At 39.9% G+C, this 23,950-nt stretch carries 21 protein-coding genes and 1 other annotated feature; of the genes, 19 read left to right on the forward strand and 2 right to left on the reverse strand.

Annotation, left to right across the window (positions count from 1 at the left end):
* The first annotated feature begins 7 nt into the window (after positions 1-7).
* The 19 genes from tehB (at position 8) to MK480_RS05655 (ending at position 20,404) form a co-directional block, all read left to right on the forward strand.
* The gene (tehB, locus tag MK480_RS05565; protein WP_261035405.1) at positions 8-868 is read left to right on the forward strand and encodes an SAM-dependent methyltransferase TehB; all 861 of its coding nucleotides are present in this window, start codon (positions 8-10) and stop codon (positions 866-868) included.
* 70 nt (positions 869-938) lie between these two features.
* A complete protein-coding gene (locus MK480_RS05570) occupies positions 939-1,892 on the forward strand; it encodes a competence protein CoiA (protein ID WP_268707306.1) in 954 nt (317 codons plus the stop codon).
* Positions 1,893-1,910: 18 nt separating this feature from the next.
* Positions 1,911-3,713: an oligoendopeptidase F gene (gene pepF, locus MK480_RS05575; RefSeq protein WP_261010869.1), complete on the forward strand. Its 1,803-nt coding sequence runs from the start codon at positions 1,911-1,913 to the stop codon at positions 3,711-3,713.
* Between the two features lies 1 nt (position 3,714).
* Entirely contained in the window at positions 3,715-4,428 is a 714-nt protein-coding gene (locus tag MK480_RS05580; protein ID WP_004241675.1) for an O-methyltransferase, read from the forward strand.
* A gap of 66 nt (positions 4,429-4,494) precedes the next feature.
* Positions 4,495-5,433, forward strand: coding sequence for a peptidylprolyl isomerase PrsA (gene prsA / locus MK480_RS05585; RefSeq protein WP_004254642.1), 939 nt, complete (start codon positions 4,495-4,497; stop codon positions 5,431-5,433).
* Between the two features lie 160 nt (positions 5,434-5,593).
* Positions 5,594-6,817, forward strand: a complete 1,224-nt coding sequence (ftsW, locus tag MK480_RS05590; protein ID WP_024057920.1) for a cell division peptidoglycan polymerase FtsW — start codon at positions 5,594-5,596, stop codon at positions 6,815-6,817.
* A gap of 24 nt (positions 6,818-6,841) precedes the next feature.
* Entirely contained in the window at positions 6,842-9,538 is a 2,697-nt protein-coding gene (gene ppc / locus MK480_RS05595; protein WP_049499358.1) for a phosphoenolpyruvate carboxylase, read from the forward strand.
* Positions 9,539-9,634: 96 nt separating this feature from the next.
* Positions 9,635-9,852 (forward strand) — a binding site (T-box leader).
* Positions 9,853-9,962: 110 nt separating this feature from the next.
* Complete coding sequence (trpX, locus tag MK480_RS05600) at positions 9,963-10,958, forward strand: tryptophan ABC transporter substrate-binding protein (RefSeq protein ID WP_153198852.1); 996 nt, start codon at positions 9,963-9,965, stop codon at positions 10,956-10,958.
* A 75-nt stretch (positions 10,959-11,033) separates the two neighbouring features.
* The gene (locus MK480_RS05605; RefSeq protein ID WP_084863531.1) at positions 11,034-11,900 is read left to right on the forward strand and encodes an ABC transporter permease; all 867 of its coding nucleotides are present in this window, start codon (positions 11,034-11,036) and stop codon (positions 11,898-11,900) included.
* On the forward strand, positions 11,897-12,655 hold the full coding sequence (locus MK480_RS05610; protein WP_004254621.1) for an ABC transporter ATP-binding protein: 759 nt from the start codon (positions 11,897-11,899) through the stop codon (positions 12,653-12,655). Before MK480_RS05605 ends, MK480_RS05610 begins: the two co-directional genes overlap by 4 nt.
* Positions 12,656-12,744: 89 nt before the next feature.
* Positions 12,745-14,505: a DNA primase gene (gene dnaG, locus MK480_RS05615; RefSeq protein WP_268707307.1), complete on the forward strand. Its 1,761-nt coding sequence runs from the start codon at positions 12,745-12,747 to the stop codon at positions 14,503-14,505.
* Positions 14,506-14,507: 2 nt separating this feature from the next.
* A complete protein-coding gene (gene rpoD / locus MK480_RS05620; RefSeq protein WP_045611498.1) occupies positions 14,508-15,617 on the forward strand; it encodes an RNA polymerase sigma factor RpoD in 1,110 nt (369 codons plus the stop codon).
* 14 nt (positions 15,618-15,631) lie between these two features.
* Positions 15,632-15,961, forward strand: coding sequence for a metal-sulfur cluster assembly factor (locus MK480_RS05625; protein ID WP_000331925.1), 330 nt, complete (start codon positions 15,632-15,634; stop codon positions 15,959-15,961).
* 115 nt (positions 15,962-16,076) lie between these two features.
* Positions 16,077-17,120 (forward strand): alpha-galactosylglucosyldiacylglycerol synthase, encoded by a 1,044-nt coding sequence (cpoA, locus tag MK480_RS05630; RefSeq protein ID WP_239822555.1) that lies wholly within the window; start codon positions 16,077-16,079, stop codon positions 17,118-17,120.
* Positions 17,121-17,135: 15 nt separating this feature from the next.
* Entirely contained in the window at positions 17,136-18,461 is a 1,326-nt protein-coding gene (locus MK480_RS05635) for a glycosyltransferase family 4 protein (RefSeq protein WP_268707308.1), read from the forward strand.
* Between the two features lie 14 nt (positions 18,462-18,475).
* Positions 18,476-18,667 (forward strand): PspC domain-containing protein, encoded by a 192-nt coding sequence (locus MK480_RS05640; protein ID WP_162489588.1) that lies wholly within the window; start codon positions 18,476-18,478, stop codon positions 18,665-18,667.
* Between the two features lie 58 nt (positions 18,668-18,725).
* Positions 18,726-18,860, forward strand: a complete 135-nt coding sequence (locus tag MK480_RS05645; RefSeq protein ID WP_000863859.1) for a DUF4044 domain-containing protein — start codon at positions 18,726-18,728, stop codon at positions 18,858-18,860.
* 65 nt (positions 18,861-18,925) lie between these two features.
* Positions 18,926-20,236 (forward strand): GTPase ObgE, encoded by a 1,311-nt coding sequence (gene obgE / locus MK480_RS05650; protein WP_000061647.1) that lies wholly within the window; start codon positions 18,926-18,928, stop codon positions 20,234-20,236.
* 9 nt (positions 20,237-20,245) lie between these two features.
* Positions 20,246-20,404 (forward strand): hypothetical protein, encoded by a 159-nt coding sequence (locus MK480_RS05655; RefSeq protein WP_001808548.1) that lies wholly within the window; start codon positions 20,246-20,248, stop codon positions 20,402-20,404.
* Positions 20,405-20,447: 43 nt separating this feature from the next.
* Here MK480_RS05655 and MK480_RS05660 read toward each other — a convergent pair whose 3' ends face one another.
* Positions 20,448-20,918, reverse strand: a complete 471-nt coding sequence (locus tag MK480_RS05660) for an arginine repressor (RefSeq protein ID WP_261240172.1) — start codon at positions 20,916-20,918, stop codon at positions 20,448-20,450.
* Between the two features lie 469 nt (positions 20,919-21,387).
* The gene (locus MK480_RS05665) at positions 21,388-23,670 is read right to left on the reverse strand and encodes a Xaa-Pro dipeptidyl-peptidase (protein ID WP_268707309.1); all 2,283 of its coding nucleotides are present in this window, start codon (positions 23,668-23,670) and stop codon (positions 21,388-21,390) included.
* Between the last annotated feature and the right edge of the window lie 280 nt (positions 23,671-23,950).

The raw sequence follows: 23,950 nt of genomic DNA on the forward strand, positions 1-23,950 counted from the left end.
AATGAAAATGGAAAAACTAGTTGCCTATAAACGTATGCCCTTGTGGACGAAAGAAACCATGCCAGAGGCGGTTCAGCAGAAACACAATACCAAGGTAGGGACTTGGGGTAAGATTACTGTTTTAAAAGGAACTCTCAAGTTTATTGAATTGACAGAGGATGGTGAGCCTCTAGCTGAGCATCTCTTTGAAGCCGGAGCCGACAATCCCATGGCACAACCTCAAGCTTGGCATCGAGTGGAGGCTGCCACAGATGATGTGGAATGGTATTTGGAATTTTATTGTAAACCTGAGGATTATTTCCCTAAAAAATACAATACCAATCCAGTTCATTCAGAGGTCTTAGAGGCTATGCAGACAGTAAAACCAGGGAAAGCCTTGGATTTGGGCTGTGGTCAAGGTCGTAACGCCCTCTTTCTAGCCCAGCAAGGTTTTGATGTGACAGCTGTGGATCAAAATGAACTAGCCCTTGAAATCTTGCAAAGTATTGTTGAGCAGGAAGATCTGGACATGCCTGTTGGTCTTTACGATATCAATTCAGCTAGCATTGGTCAAGAGTATGATTTCATCGTCTCGACAGTGGTTTTGATGTTTCTGCAAGCAGATCGCATTCCTGCAATTATCAAAAACATGCAGGAGAAAACCACTGTTGGTGGCTACAATCTTATCGTTTGTGCCATGGATACGGAGGACTATCCTTGCTCAGTGAACTTCCCATTTACCTTTAAAGAAGGGGAATTGGCAGACTATTACAAGGACTGGGAATTGGTTAAGTACAATGAAAATCCAGGTCATTTGCACCGTCGCGATGAGAATGGCAATCGTATTCAACTACGCTTTGCGACCATGCTAGCTAAAAAAATCAAATAAACATGAATGAAGATTAGGAATTTCCTGATCTTTTTTCTTTTTTACGAATAATATAGAAAAGGAGGGAATCATGTTTGTTGCGAGAGATACTATGGGAGAATTGGTAAATGTGTTAGAGGATAAGCTTGAGAAGGAAGAATACACCTGCCCAGCTTGTGGAGGTCAGCTCCGTTTGCGTCAAGGACCAAGTGTCCGGACCCATTTTTCCCATAAATCCTTAAAAGACTGTAATTTTTCCTCTGAAAATGAAAGTCCAGAACATCTGGCAAATAAAGAATCACTTTATCACTGGTTGAAAAAAGAGGCAGAGGTGCAATTAGAATACCCTCTTCCAGAGCTTAAACAGATTGCGGATGTATTTGTAAATGGTCATCTTGCTCTAGAAGTTCAGTGTAGTCCCTTGCCGCAAAAACTTCTTAAAGAGCGAAGTGAGGGCTATCGTAGTCAGGGTTACCAAGTACTGTGGTTGCTGGGGGAAAAACTTTGGCTCAAGGATCGTTTGACTCGTCTGCAACAAGGTTTTCTATACTTCAGTCAAAATATGGGATTTTATGTTTGGGAATTAGACAGTGAAAAGCAAGTTTTAAGACTCAAATACCTGATTCACCAAGATCTCCGAGGTAAACTTCATTATCAGATTAAGGAATTTCCCTATGGTCACGGTAGTCTACTGGAGATATTACGTCTTCCCTATAAGAAACAAAAAATATCGCATTTTACCGTTTCCCAAGACAAGGACATCTGTCGCTATATCCGGCAACAACTGTATTATCAAAATCCTTTTTGGATGAAAGAACAAGCAGAAGCCTATCAGAAGGGAGAAAATCTCCTGACTTATGGCTTAAAAGAATGGTATCCACAAATTCGACCACTAGTAGGTGATTTTTGCCAAATTGAGAAGGATTTGACCAGCTATTATCAGTATTTTCAAACCTATTATCAAGAAAATCCTCAAAATGATTGGCAAAAGCTCTATCCACCAGCCTTTTATCAGCAATATTTCTTAAAAAATATGGTAGAATAGAAAGGATGGAGGAATCTAATGGTATTACAAAGACATGAAATAAATGAAAAAGATACATGGGATCTATCAACGATTTACCCAACTGACCAGGCTTGGGAAGAAGCCTTAAAAGATTTAACAGAACAATTGGAGACAGTAGCCCAGTATGAAGGTCATCTCTTGGATAGTGCGGATAACTTACTAGAAATCACTGAATTTTCTCTTGAAATGGAACGCCAAATGGAGAAGCTTTACGTTTATGCTCATATGAAGAATGACCAGGACACGCGTGAAGCCAAGTACCAAGAGTACTATGCCAAGGCCATGACTCTCTATAGCCAGCTAGACCAAGCCTTTTCATTCTATGAACCTGAATTTATGGAAATCAGTGAAAAGCAGTATGCTGACTTTTTAGAAGCTCAGCCAAAATTGCAGATTTATCAACACTATTTTGACAAGCTTTTGCAAGGCAAGGAACACGTTCTTTCACAACGTGAAGAAGAATTATTGGCTGGCGCTGGAGAAATCTTTGGTTCGGCAAGTGAAACTTTCGCTATTTTGGACAATGCGGATATTGTGTTCCCTTATGTTCTTGACGATGATGGTAAGGAAGTTCAGCTATCTCATGGGACTTACACACGTTTGATGGAGTCTAAAAATCGTGAGGTTCGTCGTGGTGCCTATCAAGCCCTTTATGCGACTTATCAACAATTCCAACACACCTATGCCAAAACCTTGCAAACCAATGTTAAGGTGCAAAACTACCGTGCCAAAGTTCGCAACTACAAGAGCGCTCGTCATGCAGCCCTAGCAGCCAATTTTGTTCCAGAGAGTGTTTATGACAATTTGGTAGCAGCAGTTCGCAAGCATTTGCCACTCTTGCATCGCTATCTTAACCTTCGTTCAAAAATCCTGGGAATTTCAGACCTCAAGATGTACGATGTCTACACACCACTTTCTTCTGTTGAATACAGTTTTACCTACCGAGAAGCCTTGAAAAAGGCAGAAGATGCCTTGGCAGTCTTGGGTGAGGATTACTTGAGCCGTGTTAAACGTGCCTTCAGCGAGCGTTGGATTGATGTTTACGAAAATCAAGGCAAACGTTCAGGTGCCTACTCTGGCGGTTCTTACGATACCAATGCCTTTATGCTCCTTAACTGGCAGGACAATCTAGACAATCTCTTTACCCTTGTCCATGAGACAGGCCACAGTATGCATTCTAGCTATACTCGTGAAACGCAACCTTATGTTTACGGAGATTACTCTATCTTCTTGGCTGAGATTGCTTCGACTACTAATGAAAATATCTTGACGGAGAAATTATTGGAAGAAGTGGAAGATGATGCAACGCGCTTTGCTATCCTCAATAACTTCCTAGATGGTTTCCGTGGAACAGTTTTCCGTCAAACTCAATTTGCTGAGTTTGAACACGCTATTCACCAAGCGGATCAAAATGGTGAAGTCTTAACAAGCGATTTCCTAAATAAACTCTACGCAGACTTGAACCAGGAGTATTATGGTTTGAGCAAGGAAGACAATCCTGAAATCCAATACGAGTGGGCCCGCATTCCACACTTCTACTATAACTACTATGTATATCAATATTCAACTGGTTTTGCAGCAGCCTCAGCCTTGGCTGAAAAGATTGTTCATGGTAGTCAAGAAGACCGTGACCGCTATATAGATTACCTCAAGGCAGGTAAGTCTGACTATCCACTTAATGTCATGAGAAAAGCTGGTGTTGATATGGAGAAGGAAGGCTACCTAAACGATGCCTTTGCAGTCTTTGAACGCCGTTTAAATGAGTTTGAAGCCCTTGTTGAAAAATTGGGATTGGCATAAGATGGTTGAATCGTATAGTAAGAATGCCAACCATAACATGCGTCGTCCCGTTGTCAAAGAAGAAATTGTAGACTTGATGCGCCAGCGTCAAAAGCAAGTCACAGGTTCCTTGAAAGAATTGGAAGATTTTGCCCGTAAGGAAAATATTCCCATTATTCCCCATGAAACGGTTGCTTATTTCCGTTTTCTCATGGAAACCATACAACCTAAAAACATTCTGGAAATTGGGACGGCTATCGGTTTTTCAGCCCTCTTGATGGCGGAACATGCGCCAAAGGCCAAGATTACAACCATTGACCGCAATCCAGAAATGATTGGTTTTGCCAAGGAAAATTTTGCCCAGTTTGACAGTCGCAAGCAAATCACGCTCCTAGAAGGAGATGCGGTAGATATCTTATCTACCTTGACAGAGTCCTATGATTTCGTCTTTATGGATTCAGCCAAGTCTAAATACATCGTCTTTTTGCCAGAAATCCTCAAACATTTGGAAATTGGTGGTGTGGTTGTCTTGGATGATATTTTCCAAGGTGGTGATGTTGCTAAGGATATTATGGAAGTCCGTCGTGGCCAGCGAACTATTTACAGAGGCCTTCAAAGACTATTTGATGCAACCTTAGACAATCCAGGACTCACTGCAACATTAGTACCTCTGGGAGATGGCATTCTCATGCTTCGTAAAAATGTAGCAGATGTTCAATTGCCTGACAGCGAATGATTTTCAGAAAAATTTAAGAAAATATAGTAAAATAGATAGGGTAACACTTATCTCAAAGGAGTAGACATGAAGAAAAAACTATTGGCAGGTGCCATTACACTATTATCAGTAGCAACTTTAGCAGCTTGTTCGAAAGGTTCAGAAGGGGCAGATCTTATCAGCATGAAAGGGGATGTCATCACAGAACATCAATTTTATGAGCAAGTGAAAAGCAATCCTTCAGCTCAACAAGTATTGTTGAACATGACCATCCAAAAAGTATTTGAGAAGCAATATGGCTCAGAAGTAGATGACAAAGAAGTCAACGATACTATTGCCGAAGAAGAGAAACAATATGGTGAGAACTACCAACGTGTCTTATCGCAAGCAGGAATGACTCTTGAAACACGTAAAGCTCAAATTCGTACAAGTAAATTGGTTGAGTTGGCAGTTAAGAAAGCAGCAGAAGCTGAATTGACAGATGATGCTTACAAGAAGGCCTTTGACGAATACACTCCTGATGTGACTGCTCAAATTATCCGTTTGGACAATGAAGACAAAGCTAAAGAAATTCTTGAAAAAGCTAAAGCTAGTGATGCAGACTTTGCTCAATTAGCCAAAGATAATTCAACAGATGAGAAAACTAAAGCGAATGGTGGAGAAATCACTTTTGATTCTGCTTCAACAGAAGTACCAGAACAAGTTAAAAAAGCTGCTTTTGCTTTAGATGTAAACGGTGTTTCTGATGTGATTAGCGTTACTGGAACACAAGCCTACAGCAGTCAATATTACATTGTTAAACTGATTAAGAAAACAGAAAAATCATCTAATATTGACGATTACAAAGAAAAATTAAAAACTGTTATCTTAACTCAAAAACAAAACGACGCATCATTTGTTCAAAGTATTATCGGAAAAGAATTGCAAGCAGCCAATATCAAGGTTAAAGATCAAGCCTTCCAAAATATCTTCACTCAATACATCGGTGGTGGAGATTCAAGCTCAAGCAGTTCTTCAAAAGAATAAAACAGAAAAGAGCCAAGTGCTCTTTTTCTTATGAGAAAATCTTCTATCTTAAGGGTAAGAGTTTTTTTCTTTCGGAAAAAATGGTATAATAGCAATCAAAACTAGAAAATAAACGGAATTTGGGAATAATTTCTTTTGTTCTCATTAGATTGGTGATACTATGAAGATTAGTAAGAGGCACCTGTTAAACTATTCTATTCTAGTTCCTTACTTACTTTTATCTATTTTGGGTTTGATTGTAGTCTATTCTACAACCAGTGCCATTCTTATCGAAGAAGGTAAAAGTGCCCTCCAATTGGTTCGAAGTCAGGGAATGTTTTGGATATTTAGTTTAATATTGATTGTCTTGATATATAAGCTGAAACTGAATTTTTTAAGAAAAGAACGACTTTTATTTATTGTTATGTTTGTTGAGCTGATTCTCTTAGCTCTGGCTCGCTTAATTGGTACGCCAGTCAATGGAGCCTATGGTTGGATTTCAGTAGGACCTTTGACCATTCAGCCAGCGGAGTATTTGAAGATTATCATCGTCTGGTACTTGGCCCAACGTTTTTCAAAACAACAGGATGAAATTGGTATTTACGATTTTCAAGTTTTAACTCAAAATCAATGGATTCCTCGAGCTTTTAATGATTGGCGTTTTGTCCTCTTGGTAATGATAGGAAGTTTGGCTATTTTCCCAGATTTGGGGAATGCTACAATCCTAGCGCTGGTCGCCTTGATTATGTATACAGTTAGTGGGATTGCTCATCGTTGGTTTATAGTCTTTATCGGTGTATTGTTTGGAGTTTCAGCCCTATCTCTATCAGCTATTTCTGTAATTGGGGTTGATAAGTTTTCAAAAGTTCCAGTATTTGGTTACGTGGCCAAGCGTTTCAGTGCCTACTTTAATCCCTTTGCTGATTTGGCAGGAGCTGGTCACCAACTTGCAAATTCCTACTTTGCTATGGTAAATGGTGGATGGTTTGGTTTAGGCTTAGGAAATTCAATAGAAAAACGTGGTTATTTACCAGAGGCCCATACAGACTTTGTATTTTCAATTGTCATTGAAGAGTTTGGATTTGTGGGAGCCAGTTTGATTTTGGCACTTGTCTTTTTCCTGATTTTGCGAATTATCCTAGTAGGAATTCGTGCTAAGAATCCCTTTAATTCTATGATGGCGATTGGGGTTGGGGGGATGATGTTGGTACAGGTCTTTGTCAATATCGGTGGAATTTCTGGTATTATTCCCTCGACAGGAGTAACCTTCCCCTTCTTATCGCAAGGAGGGAACAGTCTCCTAGTCTTGTCTGTAGCCATCGCCTTTGTCTTAAATATTGATGCAAGTGAAAAACGTGCCCAATTATATGAGGAGTTAGAAGCTCACTCATCAAACTATATGTAGAGCTGAGAGTGGAAAGGATTACCTATGTCTCTTCAAAAATTAGAAAACTATAGTAATAAAGCTGTTATACAAGAAGAAGTATTGATTTTAACAGAATTGTTAGAAGATATTACTAAAAACATGCTTGCCCCAGAGACTTTTGAAAAAATCATACAGTTGAAGGAATTGTCAACTCAAGAAGATTATCAAGGTTTGAATCAATTAGTTACCAGTTTGACAAATGATGAAATGGCTTATATTTCACGCTATTTCTCTATCTTGCCTCTTTTGATTAATATTTCAGAAGACGTGGATTTGGCCTATGAAATCAACCATCAAAATAATATCGATCAAGATTATCTTGGTAAATTATCAGCAACGATCAAAATGGTTGCAGAAAAAGAAAATGCGGTTGAAATTCTAGAACACTTGAATGTTGTCCCTGTTTTGACAGCCCATCCAACACAAGTGCAACGTAAGAGTATGTTGGATTTGACTAACCATATCCATACCCTCTTGCGTAAGTACCGTGATGTGAAATTAGGTTTGATTAATAAGGAAAAATGGCATAATGATCTCCGTCGTTACATTGAGATTATCATGCAGACAGATATGATTCGTGAAAAGAAATTGAAAGTAACCAATGAAATCACGAATGTAATGGAATACTACAATAGTTCATTCCTGAAGGCAGTTCCTCATTTGACTGCTGAGTACAAGCGTCTGGCTAAAAAACACGGCTTGGACTTGAAACATCCTAAACCAATTACCATGGGTATGTGGATTGGTGGAGACCGTGATGGGAATCCTTTTGTTACAGCAGATACCTTGAAACAATCTGCTATGACCCAGTGTGAAGTCATCATGAACTACTATGATGAAAAGATTTATCAGCTTTATCGTGAGTTCTCTCTCTCAACCAGTATTGTCAATGTAAGCAAGCAAGTTAGAGAAATGGCTCGTCAATCCAAGGACAACTCTATTTATCGTGAAAAAGAGCTGTATCGTCGTGCCTTGTTTGATATTCAATCAAAAATCCAAGCAACAAAAACCTATCTGATTGAAGATAAGGAAGTTGGAGCTCGCTATGAAACAGCTAATGATTTTTATAAGGATTTAATTACTATTCGTGATTCCCTCTTGGAAAATAAGGGTGAAGCACTGATTTCTGGTGATTTTGTTGAGTTGATCCAGGCAGTTGAAATTTTTGGTTTCTATTTGGCATCTATTGACATGCGTCAAGATTCTAGTGTTCACGAAGCCTGTGTAGCTGAACTCTTGAAATCAGCAGGTATTCATTCTCATTATAGTGAACTAAGTGAAGAAGAAAAATGCCAGCTTCTCTTGAAAGAATTGGAAGAAGATCCACGTATTCTTTCTGCCACTCATGTTGAAAAATCAGAATTACTTGAAAAAGAATTAGCAATCTTTAAGGCAGCTCGTAAGTTGAAAGATAAGTTGGGAGATGATGTCATTCGTCAGACCATCATTTCACATGCAACCAGCGTATCAGACATGCTGGAATTGGCTATCTTGCTAAAAGAAGTAGGGCTAGTTGATAAAGAAAGAGCTCGTGTCCAAATCGTTCCTCTCTTTGAAACAATCGAGGACTTGGATCACTCAGAAGAAACCATGAGAGAGTACCTTTCACTTCCTCTTGCTAAGAAATGGATTGCTTCACGTAATAACTACCAAGAAATCATGCTTGGTTACTCTGATAGTAATAAAGATGGTGGTTACCTTTCATCATGTTGGACCCTCTACAAGGCTCAACAACAATTGACTGCTATTGGAGATGAATTTGGCGTTAAGGTTACCTTCTTCCACGGCCGTGGTGGTACTGTCGGTCGTGGTGGTGGACCAACCTATGAGGCCATCACCTCTCAACCGCTCAAGTCTATTAAGGATCGTATCCGCTTGACGGAGCAGGGTGAAGTAATTGGAAATAAATACGGTAATAAAGACGCAGCCTACTATAACCTTGAAATGCTAGTATCTGCAGCCATTAACCGTATGATTACTCAGAAGAAGAGCGATACCAATACATCCAATCGTTATGAAGCTATTATGGACCAAGTGGTGGACCGTAGTTACGATATCTACCGTGATTTGGTCTTTGGCAATGACCATTTCTATGATTATTTCTTCGAGTCAAGTCCAATCAAGGCTATTTCAAGCTTTAACATTGGTTCTCGTCCAGCCGCTCGTAAGACTATTACTGAAATCGGTGGTTTGCGAGCTATTCCTTGGGTATTCTCATGGTCGCAAAGTCGCGTCATGTTCCCTGGCTGGTATGGGGTTGGTTCAAGCTTCAAGGAATTTATCGATAAAAATCCAGAGAATATCGCTATCTTACGAGACATGTACCAAAACTGGCCTTTCTTCCAATCGCTTCTTTCAAATGTCGACATGGTCTTGTCAAAATCAAATATGAACATTGCTTTTGAATATGCCAAACTGTGTGAGGATGAAGAAGTCAAAGCAATCTATGAGACTATTCTAAATGAATGGCAAGTTACCAAGGAAGTCATCTTAGCTATTGAAGGTTACGATGAACTCTTGGCTGAAAATCCATATCTAAAAGCAAGTTTGGATTACCGTATGCCTTACTTTAATATCCTCAACTATATCCAGTTGGAGTTGATTAAACGTCAACGCCGAGGAGAATTATCAAGCGATCAAGAAAAATTAATCCATACAACCATCAACGGAATTGCAACAGGATTGCGTAATTCAGGCTGATGCCTATCAAACTTCCTCTTTTCTATAGGGGAAGTTTTTGAATCTTTCAAAAAAATGCTAAAAGAGTCTTGACAAGTAGTTGAAAAATGATATAATTTAACCATTCAGAAAAGTAATCATAATAAACTTTTTAGAGAGTCTGTGGTAGCTGAAAACAGATAAGTGTGATGATGAAAATTGGGCTGAATGGTATTTAGAATTTGAAATCATAAAAATTCGGTGAGCACACCTTACAGTGCATCTCGTTATTGCGAGACAGAGCGATAGGGAAATTCCCTATAATTGAGGTGGTACCGCGCATCGACGTCCTCACACAAGTTTTTTGTGTGAGGACTTTTTTGATGGAGGTTAGTATGGAAAGAAAACGATGGCGTAGCTTGTTGAGATAAGTGAAGTATTTTAAAGGAATAAAAGGAGAAATAGAATGAAAAATAAACGTTTAATTGGAATTATCGCTGCATTAGCAGTCTTAGTAGCAGGAAGCTTGATTTACTCTTCAATGAATAAACCAGAAGCTAAAAATGAAAAGAAAGTTGCCAAAGTTGGTGTCCTTCAATTTGTGAGCCATCCATCTCTTGATTTGATTTATAAAGGGATTCAAGATGGACTGGCAGAAGAAGGCTATAAAGATGATCAGTTGAAAATTGACTTTATGAACTCAGAAGGTGACCAAAGTAAGGTTGCAACAATGAGCAAACAGTTGGTTGCAAATGGGAATGACCTTGTGGTTGGTATTGCAACACCAGCTGCTCAAGGCTTGGCTAGTGCCACAAAAGACCTACCGGTTATCATGGCCGCTATTACAGACCCAATCGGAGCTAACTTGGTCAAAGATTTGAAAAAACCAGGTGGCAACATTACAGGGGTATCTGACCACAACCCAGCTCAACAACAAGTTGAACTCATCAAAGCTTTGACACCAAATGTGAAAACAATCGGAGCCCTTTACTCAAGCAGCGAAGACAATTCAAAAACACAGGTAGAAGAATTTAAGGCTTATGCTGAAAAAGCAGGTTTGACAGTCGAAACATTTGCTGTTCCTTCAACAAATGAAATTGCTTCAACAGTTAACGTTATGACTAGCAAGGTTGATGCTATCTGGGTTCCAATCGATAACACAATCGCATCTGCATTTTCAACAGTTATTTCAAGCAATCAATCAGCTAAAAAACCAATCTATCCAAGCGCAACTGCCATGGTAGAAGCTGGTGGTTTGGCATCAGTTGTAGTTGACCAACATGACCTTGGTGTGGCAACAGGTAAAATGATTGCGCAAGTCTTGAAAGGTGCAAAACCAGCTGATACTCCAGTTAATGTCTTTTCAACTGGTAAGTCAGTGATTAACAAAAAATTGGCACAAGAATTAGGTATTACGATTCCTGAATCTGTTCTAAAAGAAGCAGGACAAGTGATTGAATAATCTGTAATGGAGGAGTTGGGGACATCTCCTCCAATTTTTTACAATAGAAATCATATAGAAAAGGTTAAGAAACAGATGATATTATCTATTATTTCTCAAGGATTTGTCTGGGCTATTTTAGGTCTGGGAATCTTTATGACATTTAGGATTTTAAACTTTCCAGATATGACGACAGAAGGTTCCTTCCCTCTTGGGGGAGCTGTTGCTGTCACTTTGATAACCAAAGGCGTGAACCCATTTTTAGCGACTCTTGTTGCTGTAGGAGCAGGTTGTTTGGCTGGAATGGCAGCAGGCCTTCTTTATACAAAAGGGAAGATCCCAACCTTGCTCTCAGGGATTTTGGTGATGACTTCCTGTCACTCTATCATGCTCTTAATTATGGGACGTGCGAATTTAGGCCTGCTTGGAACCAAGCAAATTCAGGATGTTTTGCCTTTTGATTCGGATTTGAATCAACTCTTGACAGGTCTTATCTTTGTCAGTCTTGTTATTGCTCTCATGCTCTTTTTCTTGGACACTAAACTCGGACAAGCCTATATTGCTACAGGTGACAATCCTGATATGGCTAGAAGTTTCGGGATTCATACTGGACGCATGGAGCTTATGGGCTTGGTTTTATCAAATGGTGTGATTGCCCTTGCAGGAGCTCTCATTGCCCAGCAAGAAGGCTATGCTGATGTATCTCGAGGAATTGGAGTTATCGTTGTGGGGCTTGCAAGTTTGATAATTGGAGAAGTTATTTTCAAGAGTTTGAGCTTGGCAGAGCGTCTGGTTGCCATCGTTGTGGGTTCTATCGCCTATCAATTCTTAGTGTGGGCAGTTATCGCTCTTGGCTTTAATACAAGTTACCTTCGTTTATACAGTGCCTTGATTTTAGCAGTCTGCCTCATGATTCCAACATTTAAGCAAACAATCTTGAAAGGAGCCAAATTAAGCAAATGACAGCAATTGTAGAATTAAAAAATGCAACCAAAGTCGTTAAAAATGGCTTTGATGAAGAAAAGATTATTTTAAATGATGTTTCCTTAGAAATTTTTGAACAGGATTTCATCACGATTTTAGGTGGAAATGGTGCTGGGAAATCAACCCTCTTTAACACTATTGCAGGAACCTTATCACTAACCAGTGGAACCATCCGTATTTTAGGTGAAGATGTTACCAAATTTTCACCAGAGAAGCGAGCTAAGTATTTGTCTCGAGTCTTCCAAGATCCCAAGATGGGGACAGCTCCTCGTATGACGGTGGCTGAAAATCTTTTGATTGCCAAGTTTCGTGGTGAAAAGCGTGGACTGTTTCCGAGACGTCTGGCTAGCTATAAGGATGAGTTTCAGGCAACTATTGAAAAAGTGGGAAACGGTCTTGAGAAACACTTGAATACACCGATTGAGTTCTTATCAGGTGGGCAAAGACAGGCCTTGAGTCTCTTGATGGCAACCTTGAAGCGACCTGAATTACTCCTGTTAGATGAGCATACTGCAGCCCTTGATCCAAAGACCAGTGTGGCCTTGATGGAATTGACGGATGAATTTGTCAAGAAAGACCAGCTGACAGCGCTTATGATTACCCACCATATGGAAGATGCTCTCAAATATGGCAATCGCTTGATTGTTATGAAGGAAGGTCGTATCATCCAAGACTTGAAACAAGAAGAAAAAGCAAAAATGAAAATCTCTGATTATTATCAACTCTTTGAATAAAGTAGGGAAAATGCGTGAAATGGTTTACTTTTTTTCTGAAATAAAGTATACTATATAAAGTAAACTATGATAACATGGAGGTATTGTGTATGGTTGACAAACAAGTCATTGAAGAAATCAAAAACAATGCCAACATTGTGGAAGTCATAGGAGATGTGATTTCTTTACAAAAGGCAGGACGGAACTATCTAGGGCTCTGTCCTTTTCATGGTGAAAAAACACCTTCTTTTAACGTTGTAGAGGACAAGCAGTTTTACCACTGTTTTGGTTGTGGTCGCTCTGGTGATGTCTTTAAGTTCATCGAGGAGTACCAAGGGGTTCCCTTTATGGAGGCTGTCCAAATCTTAGGTCAGCGTGTTGGGATAGAGGTGGAAAAACCGCTTTATAGTGAACAGAAGCCAGCTTCACCCCATCAAGCTCTTTATGATATGCACGAAGATGCAGCCAAATTTTATCATGCTATTCTCATGACAACGACCATGGGGGAGGAGGCCAGAAACTACCTTTATCAGCGTGGTTTGACAGATGAAGTGCTCAAGCATTTTCGGATTGGTTTAGCACCTCCAGAACGAAACTATCTCTATCAACGTTTGTCTGGTCAGTATCGTGATGAGGATTTCCTAGATTCAGGACTGTTTTACCTCTCAGATGCCAATCAATTTGTAGATACCTTTCACAATCGGATTATGTTTCCCCTGACAAATGACCAAGGAAAGGTTATTGCCTTCTCAGGTCGCATCTGGCAGAAAACGGATTCACAAACTTCTAAGTATAAAAATAGCCGATCGACTGCAATTTTTAACAAAAGTTACGAATTATATCATATGGATAGGGCTAAAAAATCTTCTGGTAAAACCAGTGAGATTTACCTGATGGAAGGATTCATGGATGTTATTGCAGCCTATCGGGCTGGAATCGAAAACGCTGTCGCATCTATGGGAACAGCCTTGAGTCGTGAGCATGTTGAGCATCTGAAAAGGTTAACGAAGAAGTTGGTTCTTGTTTACGATGGCGATAAGGCTGGGCAAGCCGCGACATTGAAAGCGCTAGACGAAATTGGTGATATGCCTGTGCAAATCGTCAGCATGCCTGATAACTTGGATCCAGATGAATATCTACAAAAAAATGGACCAGAAGACTTGGCCTATCTATTAACGAAAACTCGTATTAGTCCGATTGAGTTTTACATTCACCAGTATAAGCCTGAAAATAGTGAAAATCTGCAGGCTCAGATTGAGTTTATTGAAAAAATAGCTCCCTTGATTGTTCAAGAAAAATCTATTACTGCTCAAAACAGCTATATACATATTTTAGCTGACAGTCTGGCGTCCTTTGATTATGCCCAGATTGAGCAGATTGTTAATGAGAGTCGTCAGGCGCAAAGGCAGAATCGCATGGAAGGAATTTCCAGACCGACGCAAATCACCATGCCTGTCACCAAGCAGTTATCAGCTATTATGAGGGCTGAAGCCCATCTACTTTATCGAATGATGGAATCCCCTCTTGTTTTGAATGATTACCGTTTGAGAGAAGACTTTGCATTTGCCACACCTGAATTTCAGGTCTTATATGACTTGCTTGGCCAGTATGGAAATCTTCCTCCAGAAGTTTTAGCAGAACAGACAGATGAAGTTGAAAGAGCTTGGTATCAAGTCTTAGCTCAGGATTTGCCTGCTGAGATGTCACCTCAGGAACTAAGTGAAGTAGAAATGACTCGAAACAAGGCTCTCTTGAATCAGGACAATATGAGAATCAAAAAGAAGGTGCAGGAAGCTAGCCATGTAGGAGATACCGACACAGCCCTAGAAGAATTGGAACGTTTAATTTCCCAAAAGAGAAGAATGGAGTAATAATGGCAACAAAACAAAAAGAAGTAACAACATTTGACGTACAAGTAGCAGAATTTATCCGTAATCATAAACAAAAAGGGACAGCAACTGATGATGAAATCAACGCAAGTCTGGTTATTCCTTTTACCTTGGACGCTGATGGGATTGAAGATCTCTTGCAACGAATTCAGGATGCAGGGATTTCTATCACAGATAACGAAGGAAATCCGAGTGCTCGTGTTCTTAGCTCTGAAGAAGAACCAGAACTCAGCGATGAGGACTTGATTGGGTCAACTTCTGCTAAGGTCAATGACCCTGTTCGTATGTACTTGAAAGAAATCGGAGTCGTTCCTCTCTTGACCAATGAAGAGGAAAAAGAATTGGCACTAGCTGTTGAAGCGGGTGATATCGAAGCCAAACAACGTCTTGCGGAAGCCAACCTTCGTTTGGTTGTTTCTATTGCTAAACGCTATGTCGGCCGTGGTATGCAGTTTCTTGACTTGATTCAAGAAGGGAACATGGGCTTGATGAAGGCGGTTGACAAGTTTGACTATTCTAAAGGATTCAAGTTCTCAACTTATGCAACTTGGTGGATTCGTCAGGCCATCACTCGTGCTATTGCTGATCAAGCTCGTACCATCCGTATCCCAGTTCACATGGTTGAAACTATCAATAAATTGGTTCGTGAACAGCGTAATCTCCTTCAAGAATTGGGACAAGATCCAACACCAGAACAAATCGCTGAACGAATGGATATGACACCTGATAAGGTTCGTGAAATCTTGAAGATTGCCCAAGAACCGGTATCCCTTGAAACTCCAATCGGTGAAGAGGATGATAGCCACCTTGGGGACTTTATCGAAGATGAAGTGATTGAAAATCCAGTGGACTATACAACTCGTATCGTCTTGCGTGAGCAGTTGGATGAGGTCTTGGATACTCTTACAGACCGTGAAGAAAATGTTTTGCGTCTGCGTTTTGGGCTAGATGATGGTAAAATGCGTACCCTTGAAGATGTTGGTAAAGTTTTTAACGTAACCCGTGAGCGTATCCGTCAGATTGAAGCTAAAGCTTTGAGAAAACTACGCCAACCAAGTCGCAGCAAACCGCTTCGTGATTTTATTGAAGACTAAGAGTGAGGATGAATATGGCTTATACAGAAGAGCAAATTGAAAACATCAAAACACGGATTTTATCAGCCTTGGAAGAAGTTATTGACCCTGAGTTGGGAATCGATATTGTCAATCTTGGTTTGATTTATGAGATTCGTTTTGACGGCGACACAGGGCAAACAGAGATTGATATGACTTTGACAACTATGGGTTGTCCCCTGGCAGATCTTTTGACAGACCAGATTTATGATGCTATGACAGAGGTGCCAGAAGTAACGGATACTGAGGTTAAATTAGTCTGGTATCCAGCCTGGACTGTTGAAAAAATGAGTCGCTATGCACGCATTGCCCTAGGCATTAAGTAAACCTATAAAAACATGTGAGAGATTATTGGAAAAGCGAGGAAATTTCCCCCTCTTTTCCTCTAGTCTCTCCTTTCTTTTGCTGATTTTATTCAAAGAAAATGATATAATAGTAGTTATGGAAAAAAAGAAATTACGCATCAATATGTTGAGTTCAAGTGAGAAAGTAGCAGGACAAGGAGTTTCAGGTGCTTACCGTGAATTAGTTCGTCTTCTTCACCGTGATGCCAAGGACCAATTGATTGTTACAGAAAATCTTCCAATAGAGGCAGATGTGACTCACTTTCATACAATTGATTTCCCTTATTATTTATCAACATTCCAAAAGAAACGCTCAGGAAGGAAAATTGGCTATGTGCATTTCTTACCTGATACACTTGAGGGGAGTTTGAAAATTCCATTTTTCTTAAAGGGAATTGTGAAACGCTATGTATTTTCTTTTTACAACCGGATGGAGCACTTGGTTGTGGTTAATCCTATGTTTATTGAGGATTTGGTGGCAGCTGGTATTCCACGTGAAAAAGTGACCTATATTCCTAACTTTGTCAATAAGGAAAAATGGCATCCACTTCCACAAGAAGAGGTAGCGAGACTGCGAACAGAGCTAGGTCTTAGTGACAATCAGTTTATCGTAGTAGGTGCTGGTCAAGTTCAGAAACGCAAAGGGATTGATGATTTTATCCGTCTGGCTGAGGAATTGCCTCAGATTACCTTTATATGGGCGGGTGGTTTCTCTTTTGGTGGTATGACAGATGGTTATGAACGTTACAAGAAAATTATGGATAATCCACCTGAAAATTTAATTTTTCCAGGTATTGTGTCACCAGAGCAAATGCGTGAATTGTATGCCCTAGCGGACCTTTTCTTGTTACCCAGTTATAATGAACTCTTTCCTATGACGATTTTAGAGGCTGCGAGTTGTGAGGCTCCTATCATGTTACGTGACTTAGATCTCTATAAGGTTATTTTGGAGGGAAATTATCGGGCGACAGCAGATAGAGAAGAGATGAAAGAAGCTATTCTGGAATATCAAGCGAATCCTGCTGCTTTAAAAGATTTGAAAGAAAAAGCTAAGAATATTTCCAGAGAGTATTCAGAAGAGCATCTGTTACAAATCTGGTTAGACTTTTATGAGAAACAAGCCGCTTTAGGGAGAAAGTAAAAAGTGAGGTAATCTATGCGAATTGGTTTATTTACAGATACCTATTTTCCTCAGGTTTCAGGTGTTGCGACCAGTATTCGAACCTTGAAAACAGAACTTGAAAAGCAGGGGCACGCTGTTTTTATCTTTACGACGACAGATAAGGATGTCAATCGTTATGAAGATTGGCAAATTATCCGCATTCCAAGTGTTCCCTTCTTTGCTTTTAAGGATCGTCGCTTTGCCTATCGAGGATTCAGCAAGGCGCTTGAAATTGCTAAACAATATCAACTGGATATTATCCATACTCAGACAGAATTTTCTCTTGGCTTGTTGGGGATTTGGATTGCGCGTGAATTGAAGATTCCAGTCATCCATACCTATCACACCCAATACGAAGACTATGTACATTATATTGCTAAGGGGATGTTGATTCGTCCTAGCATGGTAAAGTACCTGGTCAGAGGTTTCCTGCATGATGTGGATGGGGTTATTTGTCCGAGTGAGATTGTCCATGACTTGCTATCTGACTATAAGGTTAAGGTTGAAAAACGAGTCATTCCAACAGGGATTGAATTAGCCAAGTTTGAACGTCCAGAAATCAAGCAAGAAAATCTGAAAGAACTATGTAGTAAACTAGGGATTCAAGATGATGAAAAGATGTTGCTGAGTCTTTCGAGAATCTCCTATGAAAAAAATATTCAAGCAGTACTAGCAGCCTTTGCAGAAGTTCTGAAAGAGGAAGACAAGGTTAAACTGGTAGTTGCTGGGGATGGACCTTATCTGGATGATCTCAAAGAGCAAGCCCAGAAACTAGAGATTCAAGACTCTGTTGTCTTTACAGGGATGATTGCTCCTAGTGAGACCGCTCTTTACTATAAGGCGGCAGATTTCTTCATCTCGGCCTCAACAAGTGAAACGCAAGGTTTAACTTACTTGGAAAGCTTAGCTAGTGGGACGCCTGTCATTGCTCACGGAAATCCTTATCTGGACAATCTTATCAGTGATAAAATGTTTGGAACCTTGTACTATGGGGAACATGATTTGGCCGGAGCTATTCTGGAGGCCCTGATTGCAACGCCAGATATGGATGAGCATACCTTATCAGAGAAATTATATGAGATTTCAGCTGAGAATTTTGGAAAACGGGTGCATGAGTTTTATCTTGATGCTATTATTTCAAATAATTTCCAGAAAGATTTAGCCAAAGATGATACGGTCACTCAGCGTATCTTTAAGACAGTTTTGTATCTACCGCAACAGGTGGTTGCTGTGCCCGTAAAAGGCTCTAGACGCATGCTGAAGGCTTCAAAAACACAGTTAATCAGCATCAGAGATTATTGGAAAGACCATGAAGAATAGAAAGAGGAATAGCTATGAAAAAACAATTGATGAGAAGTGGTAGTGATCAAAAAATTGCTGGAGTATGTGCTGGGGTCGCAAATTATTTTGATATTGATCCGACTATTGTTCGTGTAATATGGGGTGTTCTTGCATTTTGTTATGGGGCAGGAATTGTAGCTTATATCATTTTATGGATTATTGCACCTGTAGCAACTGACTATTGAAAACTAGCTCAATTCATGCTAAGATAATAGAAAATAGAATGTAACGAAGGAGATAAAAATGGCATTTGGAGATAATGGAAATCGTAAAAAAACTATGTTTGAGAAAATAACCTTGTTTATCGTGATTATCATGCTAGTAGCAAGTTTATTGGGAATTTTTGCAACTGCAATTGGTGCCCTCAGTAATCTATAAAATAGATACAAGAAAATTTAGTGACTGGGGTATTTCCCAGCCCTTTTTTAAAGTGAGAAGAGAAAATGAGTATGTTTTTAGATACAGCCAAGATTAAGGTCAAGGCTGGTAATGGTGGTGATGGCATGGTTGCTTTTCGCCGTGAAAAATATGTCCCTAATGGCGGTCCTTGGGGTGGCGATGGTGGACGTGGAGGTAATGTGGTCTTCGTTGTAGACGAAGGTCTACGTACCTTGATGGATTTCCGCTATAACCGTCATTTCAAGGCTGATTCTGGTGAAAAAGGAATGACCAAAGGGATGCATGGTCGTGGAGCTGAGGACCTTAGAGTTCGAGTGCCACAAGGTACGACTGTGCGTGATGCTGAGACAGGCAAGGTCTTGACAGATTTGATTGAACACGGTCAAGAATTTATCGTTGCCCACGGTGGTCGTGGTGGACGTGGAAATATTCGTTTCGCGACACCAAAAAATCCTGCACCGGAAATCTCTGAAAATGGAGAACCAGGTCAGGAACGTGAGTTACAATTGGAATTAAAAATCTTGGCAGATGTTGGTTTAGTAGGCTTCCCCTCTGTTGGGAAATCAACACTTTTAAGTGTTATCACCTCAGCTAAGCCTAAAATTGGTGCCTACCACTTTACGACAATTGTGCCAAATCTAGGAATGGTTCGTACCCAATCAGGTGAATCCTTTGCAGTAGCTGATCTACCAGGTTTGATTGAAGGAGCTAGTCAGGGAGTCGGTCTGGGAACTCAGTTCCTCCGTCACATCGAGCGTACACGTGTCATCCTTCACATCATTGATATGTCAGCTAGTGAAGGGCGTGATCCATATGAGGATTATCTTGCTATCAATAAAGAGCTAGAGTCATACAATCTCCGTTTGATGGAGCGTCCACAGATTATCGTAGCCAATAAGATGGATATGCCTGAGAGTCAGGAAAATCTTGTAGAATTCAAGAAAAAATTGGCTGAAAACTACGATGAATTTGAAGAGTTACCAGCTATTTTCCCAATTTCTGGATTGACCAAGCAAGGTTTGGCTACGCTTTTGGATGCTACAGCTGAATTGCTAGACAAGACACCAGAATTCTTGCTCTACGACGAGTCAGATATGGAAGAAGAAGCCTACTATGGATTTGATGAGGAAGAAAAAGCCTTTGAAATTAGTCGTGATGACGATGCAACATGGGTACTTTCTGGTGAAAAACTCATGAAACTCTTTAATATGACCAACTTTGATCGTGACGAATCAGTCATGAAATTTGCTCGCCAGCTTCGTGGTATGGGGGTTGATGAAGCCCTTCGTGCGCGTGGTGCTAAAGATGGGGATTTGGTCCGCATTGGTAAATTTGAGTTTGAATTTGTAGACTAGGAGACTGATATGGGAGATAAACCGATATCTTTCCGAGATGCGGATGGTAATTTCGTTTCTGCCGCAGATGTTTGGAATGAAAAGAAATTGGAAGAACTATTTAATCGTCTCAATCCAAATCGTGCCCTGAGATTAGCACGAACTAAAAAAGAAAATCCATCTCAGTAAAGAATATAACAAAATTCCGTGCCACATCAGACACGGAATTTTCTTATTCTTCAAAGAAAAATGGTGGAGCGAATTTTTTCAGTTCTTCAAAGCATCTTTGAGCAGCTTCTGCATCTTCGCAGATGACAAGGCAGACATCATCACCACAGAGAGTAGCGATAGCGTCAGAGAAACTTAATGCATCAATGATAGAACCAAAGGATTGCGCAAGTCCAGGAAGGGTTTTAAGGAGGACTTGGTGTTGAACGGGACGCATCAAGACAAGAGCATCTTCCATGTAGATTTCGAGACGTTTCTCCCATTTTGAGATAGAGCCTGTATTGAGCACGTAGTAAGAGTTATCCTCTTCGCGGACTTTTGACAGGTTCATATTTTTGATGTCGCGTGAGAGAGTTGCCTGGGTAACTTGAATGTCGTTATCAGCAAGAAGGGCTTGCAGCTCAGCCTGTGTATGAATCTTGTTTTTTGCAACAAGAGCGCGTATGAGTTGGTGTCGGTGTTCAGATTTATTCATAAAATGTTACTCCTTGTACAAGGTACAGAAAGCGTGGACTGAACGAAATCGTCAGTCGGGTGGTAAGCGGTATTGTCACGTAGGATGATTTTAAAGTCAGTAGTATAAAGAACTATACGGAGAAAATCTCCTTCTTTTAACTTGTCACTAGTTGAGTGTAGATGAATAGGCTATCTTATCCGTTTATCTACATTGGTGTCCTCTACTAACAGTAAATCATTCAATTAGGGTAGCCTTTTGTCACGACTTGTTGTGAATTTACGATTAATGTCAATTCACAAAGATTTTCCAACATGTGGTGTGGTAGCGAGTGTTATTAATGAGTTCACATGTTGGTTAGGGTTTTAGTATCTTTTGTCAAAGCTTCCGTGTAGACCTATCATAAGCCTATATCGGGATTGCATTTGATACCAAGTTTATGTTTGTTTCAACTGTTTAAGTGGAAATCTTCCATATTGAAAGTCTGATATCATACCTTTTGACAAGGTAAGAGAAGTGTAGACTGTTCAAGATCGACAGTCAGGTGGTAGTCAGTATTGTCACGGATGGTGATTTCAAAGTCAGTAGTATAGAGGACTAAACGAAGAGTATCTCCTTCTTTTAACTTGTAAATAGTTGGTTGCAGTTCAAACTGGATATCCATCCATTCATCTGCCTTAATATCCTCTACTAACAGTAAATCATTTCTATTTTGCAAATTGAGGTAGCCTTTTGTCACGACGCGATGTGCATTTTCACGAAAAGGCAATTCGTTAAGATTTTCCAACATGTGGTAGCGACCGTTGTCAATGGTTCTAGCACTTAAAACAGCTGGATAAGGTTGTAGGTATTTCTTTTGTCCATGTTCCAGTAGTTGGGCTGATAAGAGACCCTTGTTTGTACTGGATTTGATACGAAGATTGAGTTGAGCTCGACCGTTCAAGTGAATGTCTTTAGTTACAGGAAGGTCAATAGTAATCTGATTGGTTTTTCCTTGATAAAGTTCTGTATTGAAGGTCTGGTATGTCTTACCATAACGCTCAAAATCTTTATCTGAGTACTGGTTTTGAATAACTTGCTCTTCTTGACCAAGTGAGAAGGTTTCAAACTTCTCTTGCTCACAGAAGGTATCAAGTGGTAACCAAGTCTGAGGGGTTGTATTGTCCTGCCAAATGACAGTAGGAAGTTGGAAATCTGTATCTTGTCCCAATAATTTCTTAGTCAATAAGGCATTCATGGATTCACGAAAGTCAATGGACTGCCAGTTGTTCATATACACATGAGCGCCATTATGGAAAAAGAGATGCTTATTGATATGAGATGGAAGAGCATGGAACATCTGGTAAACATGAAGTGGTTTGACATTCCAATCCTGAGAACCATGAGTAAAGATAACCTCTGCCTTTACTTTATCAGCATTGAGCAGATAATTGCGGTCATGCCAAAACTGATTGTAGTCGCCAGACTTGCGATTTAGTTGCTCTTTTACTTTTTTTAAGTCAGCTTGGTGAGCTTCATTGCCACGGATATAGTCGCCAGCTAAGAGATTACGAGAGTAGGTTAGTTCAGCAAGGGAGTCAAAGTCCTCCCCTGGATATCCACCTGGGCTAGTCACCAGACCGTTTTCACGGTAGTAGTTGTACCATGAAGAAATGCCAGCCTCGGCAATGATAACTTCTAAACCATCGACACCTGTAGTTGCTAAACCATTGGACATAGTACCTAGATAGGAAAGTCCCGTTGTGGCAACTTTTCCGTTTGACCAGTCAGCCTTGACTTGACGCTGGCGCGTGTGGTCAGTGAAGGCACGGCAACGACCATTAAGCCAATCGATGACATTTTTATAAGCTTCGATTTGCTGGTAGTCTCCATTAGTCATGAAACCTGTAGAGTCTTTGGTTCCAACGCCTGAGACATAGAGATTAGCAAAGCCTCGTGGAAGGAAGTAGTCGTTGAGAGTATAGCTAGCGTTGATGTGCATTAGCTTTTCCTCAGCTTCTGACACAAGCTCAGCTTGACCTTGAGGTTGGACGAGATTTAGTTGAGGTTCCTCTAGCTCAATCTTGTGAGCAGGCTTAACCTCAAGATCGCCCTCCATCTTGTAGAGAGCCTTATCACTCGCCTTGTCATTTGTTCCCTGATGATAGGGACTGGCTGTCATGATGGCAGGGATTTGCCCGTCATAACGAGGACGAATAATGCTGACCTTGACTAGGTCTGGTAGACCTTTTTGGTCAGTATCGACACGAGACTCAACGTAAACGACTTCGCGAATGGCATCATGGCTAGAAAAGGTAGCCAAACTCTTGCCGTTAAAGTAGTGATAGTCATTATCCTCAGGAATAAGACCATCACTGACAAGTTGGTCGATAAGAGTGTTCCCCTTTTTGGTGCGAGTATTGAGTAACTGATAGAGATTTTCAATCAAGTCACCATATGCAATGGGAAATCCAGTCTCCTTACGAAAAACATCACTATCTTCAAAGTCAACCAAATAAGAAAAACCTAAAAGTTGAAAGGCTACAGTATAGAAAATATCTGCGGTCAGTTCTTTGTCTGACTGAAAAAATGTAAGTAAGTCAGTATCTTTATCAACTGCTAAACTGGATAGGGGATAGGTGCTATCTTTGTAATTAAAAAAGAAACGAATAAGAAACGCTTCAAGCGTTTTTTTATTTGTAATGTTGACCGGTAAATCGAATCCATACTTTTTTAATTCAAAGATAATTGTATCTCTAGGTAGCGCAAAATAGCTGAATTGATTAAAACGCATAAAACCTCCTATTTATGAAATATATTAAGGTTATTATATCAAAAAATAGAGAGAAAAGAAACTATAAAAATTAACAGAAATTATAATAAATAAAAATAAGTACTTATGAAATAAACAAGTAAAATGATAAGCTTAAATACAAAAATATTAGCGATGCTGTTGAAAATCGGGCAAGAATCGTCTAGTCAACTATGATTTGAGTTATTAGATATTAAAGCATCAGTAATACTAATAGAAATTTAAAGAAAATGGTATAATATAGTGAGAACGATAGAGGAGA

The sequence above is a fragment of the Streptococcus mitis genome (assembly GCF_026782895.1).
Taxonomy (GTDB): domain Bacteria; phylum Bacillota; class Bacilli; order Lactobacillales; family Streptococcaceae; genus Streptococcus; species Streptococcus mitis_CB.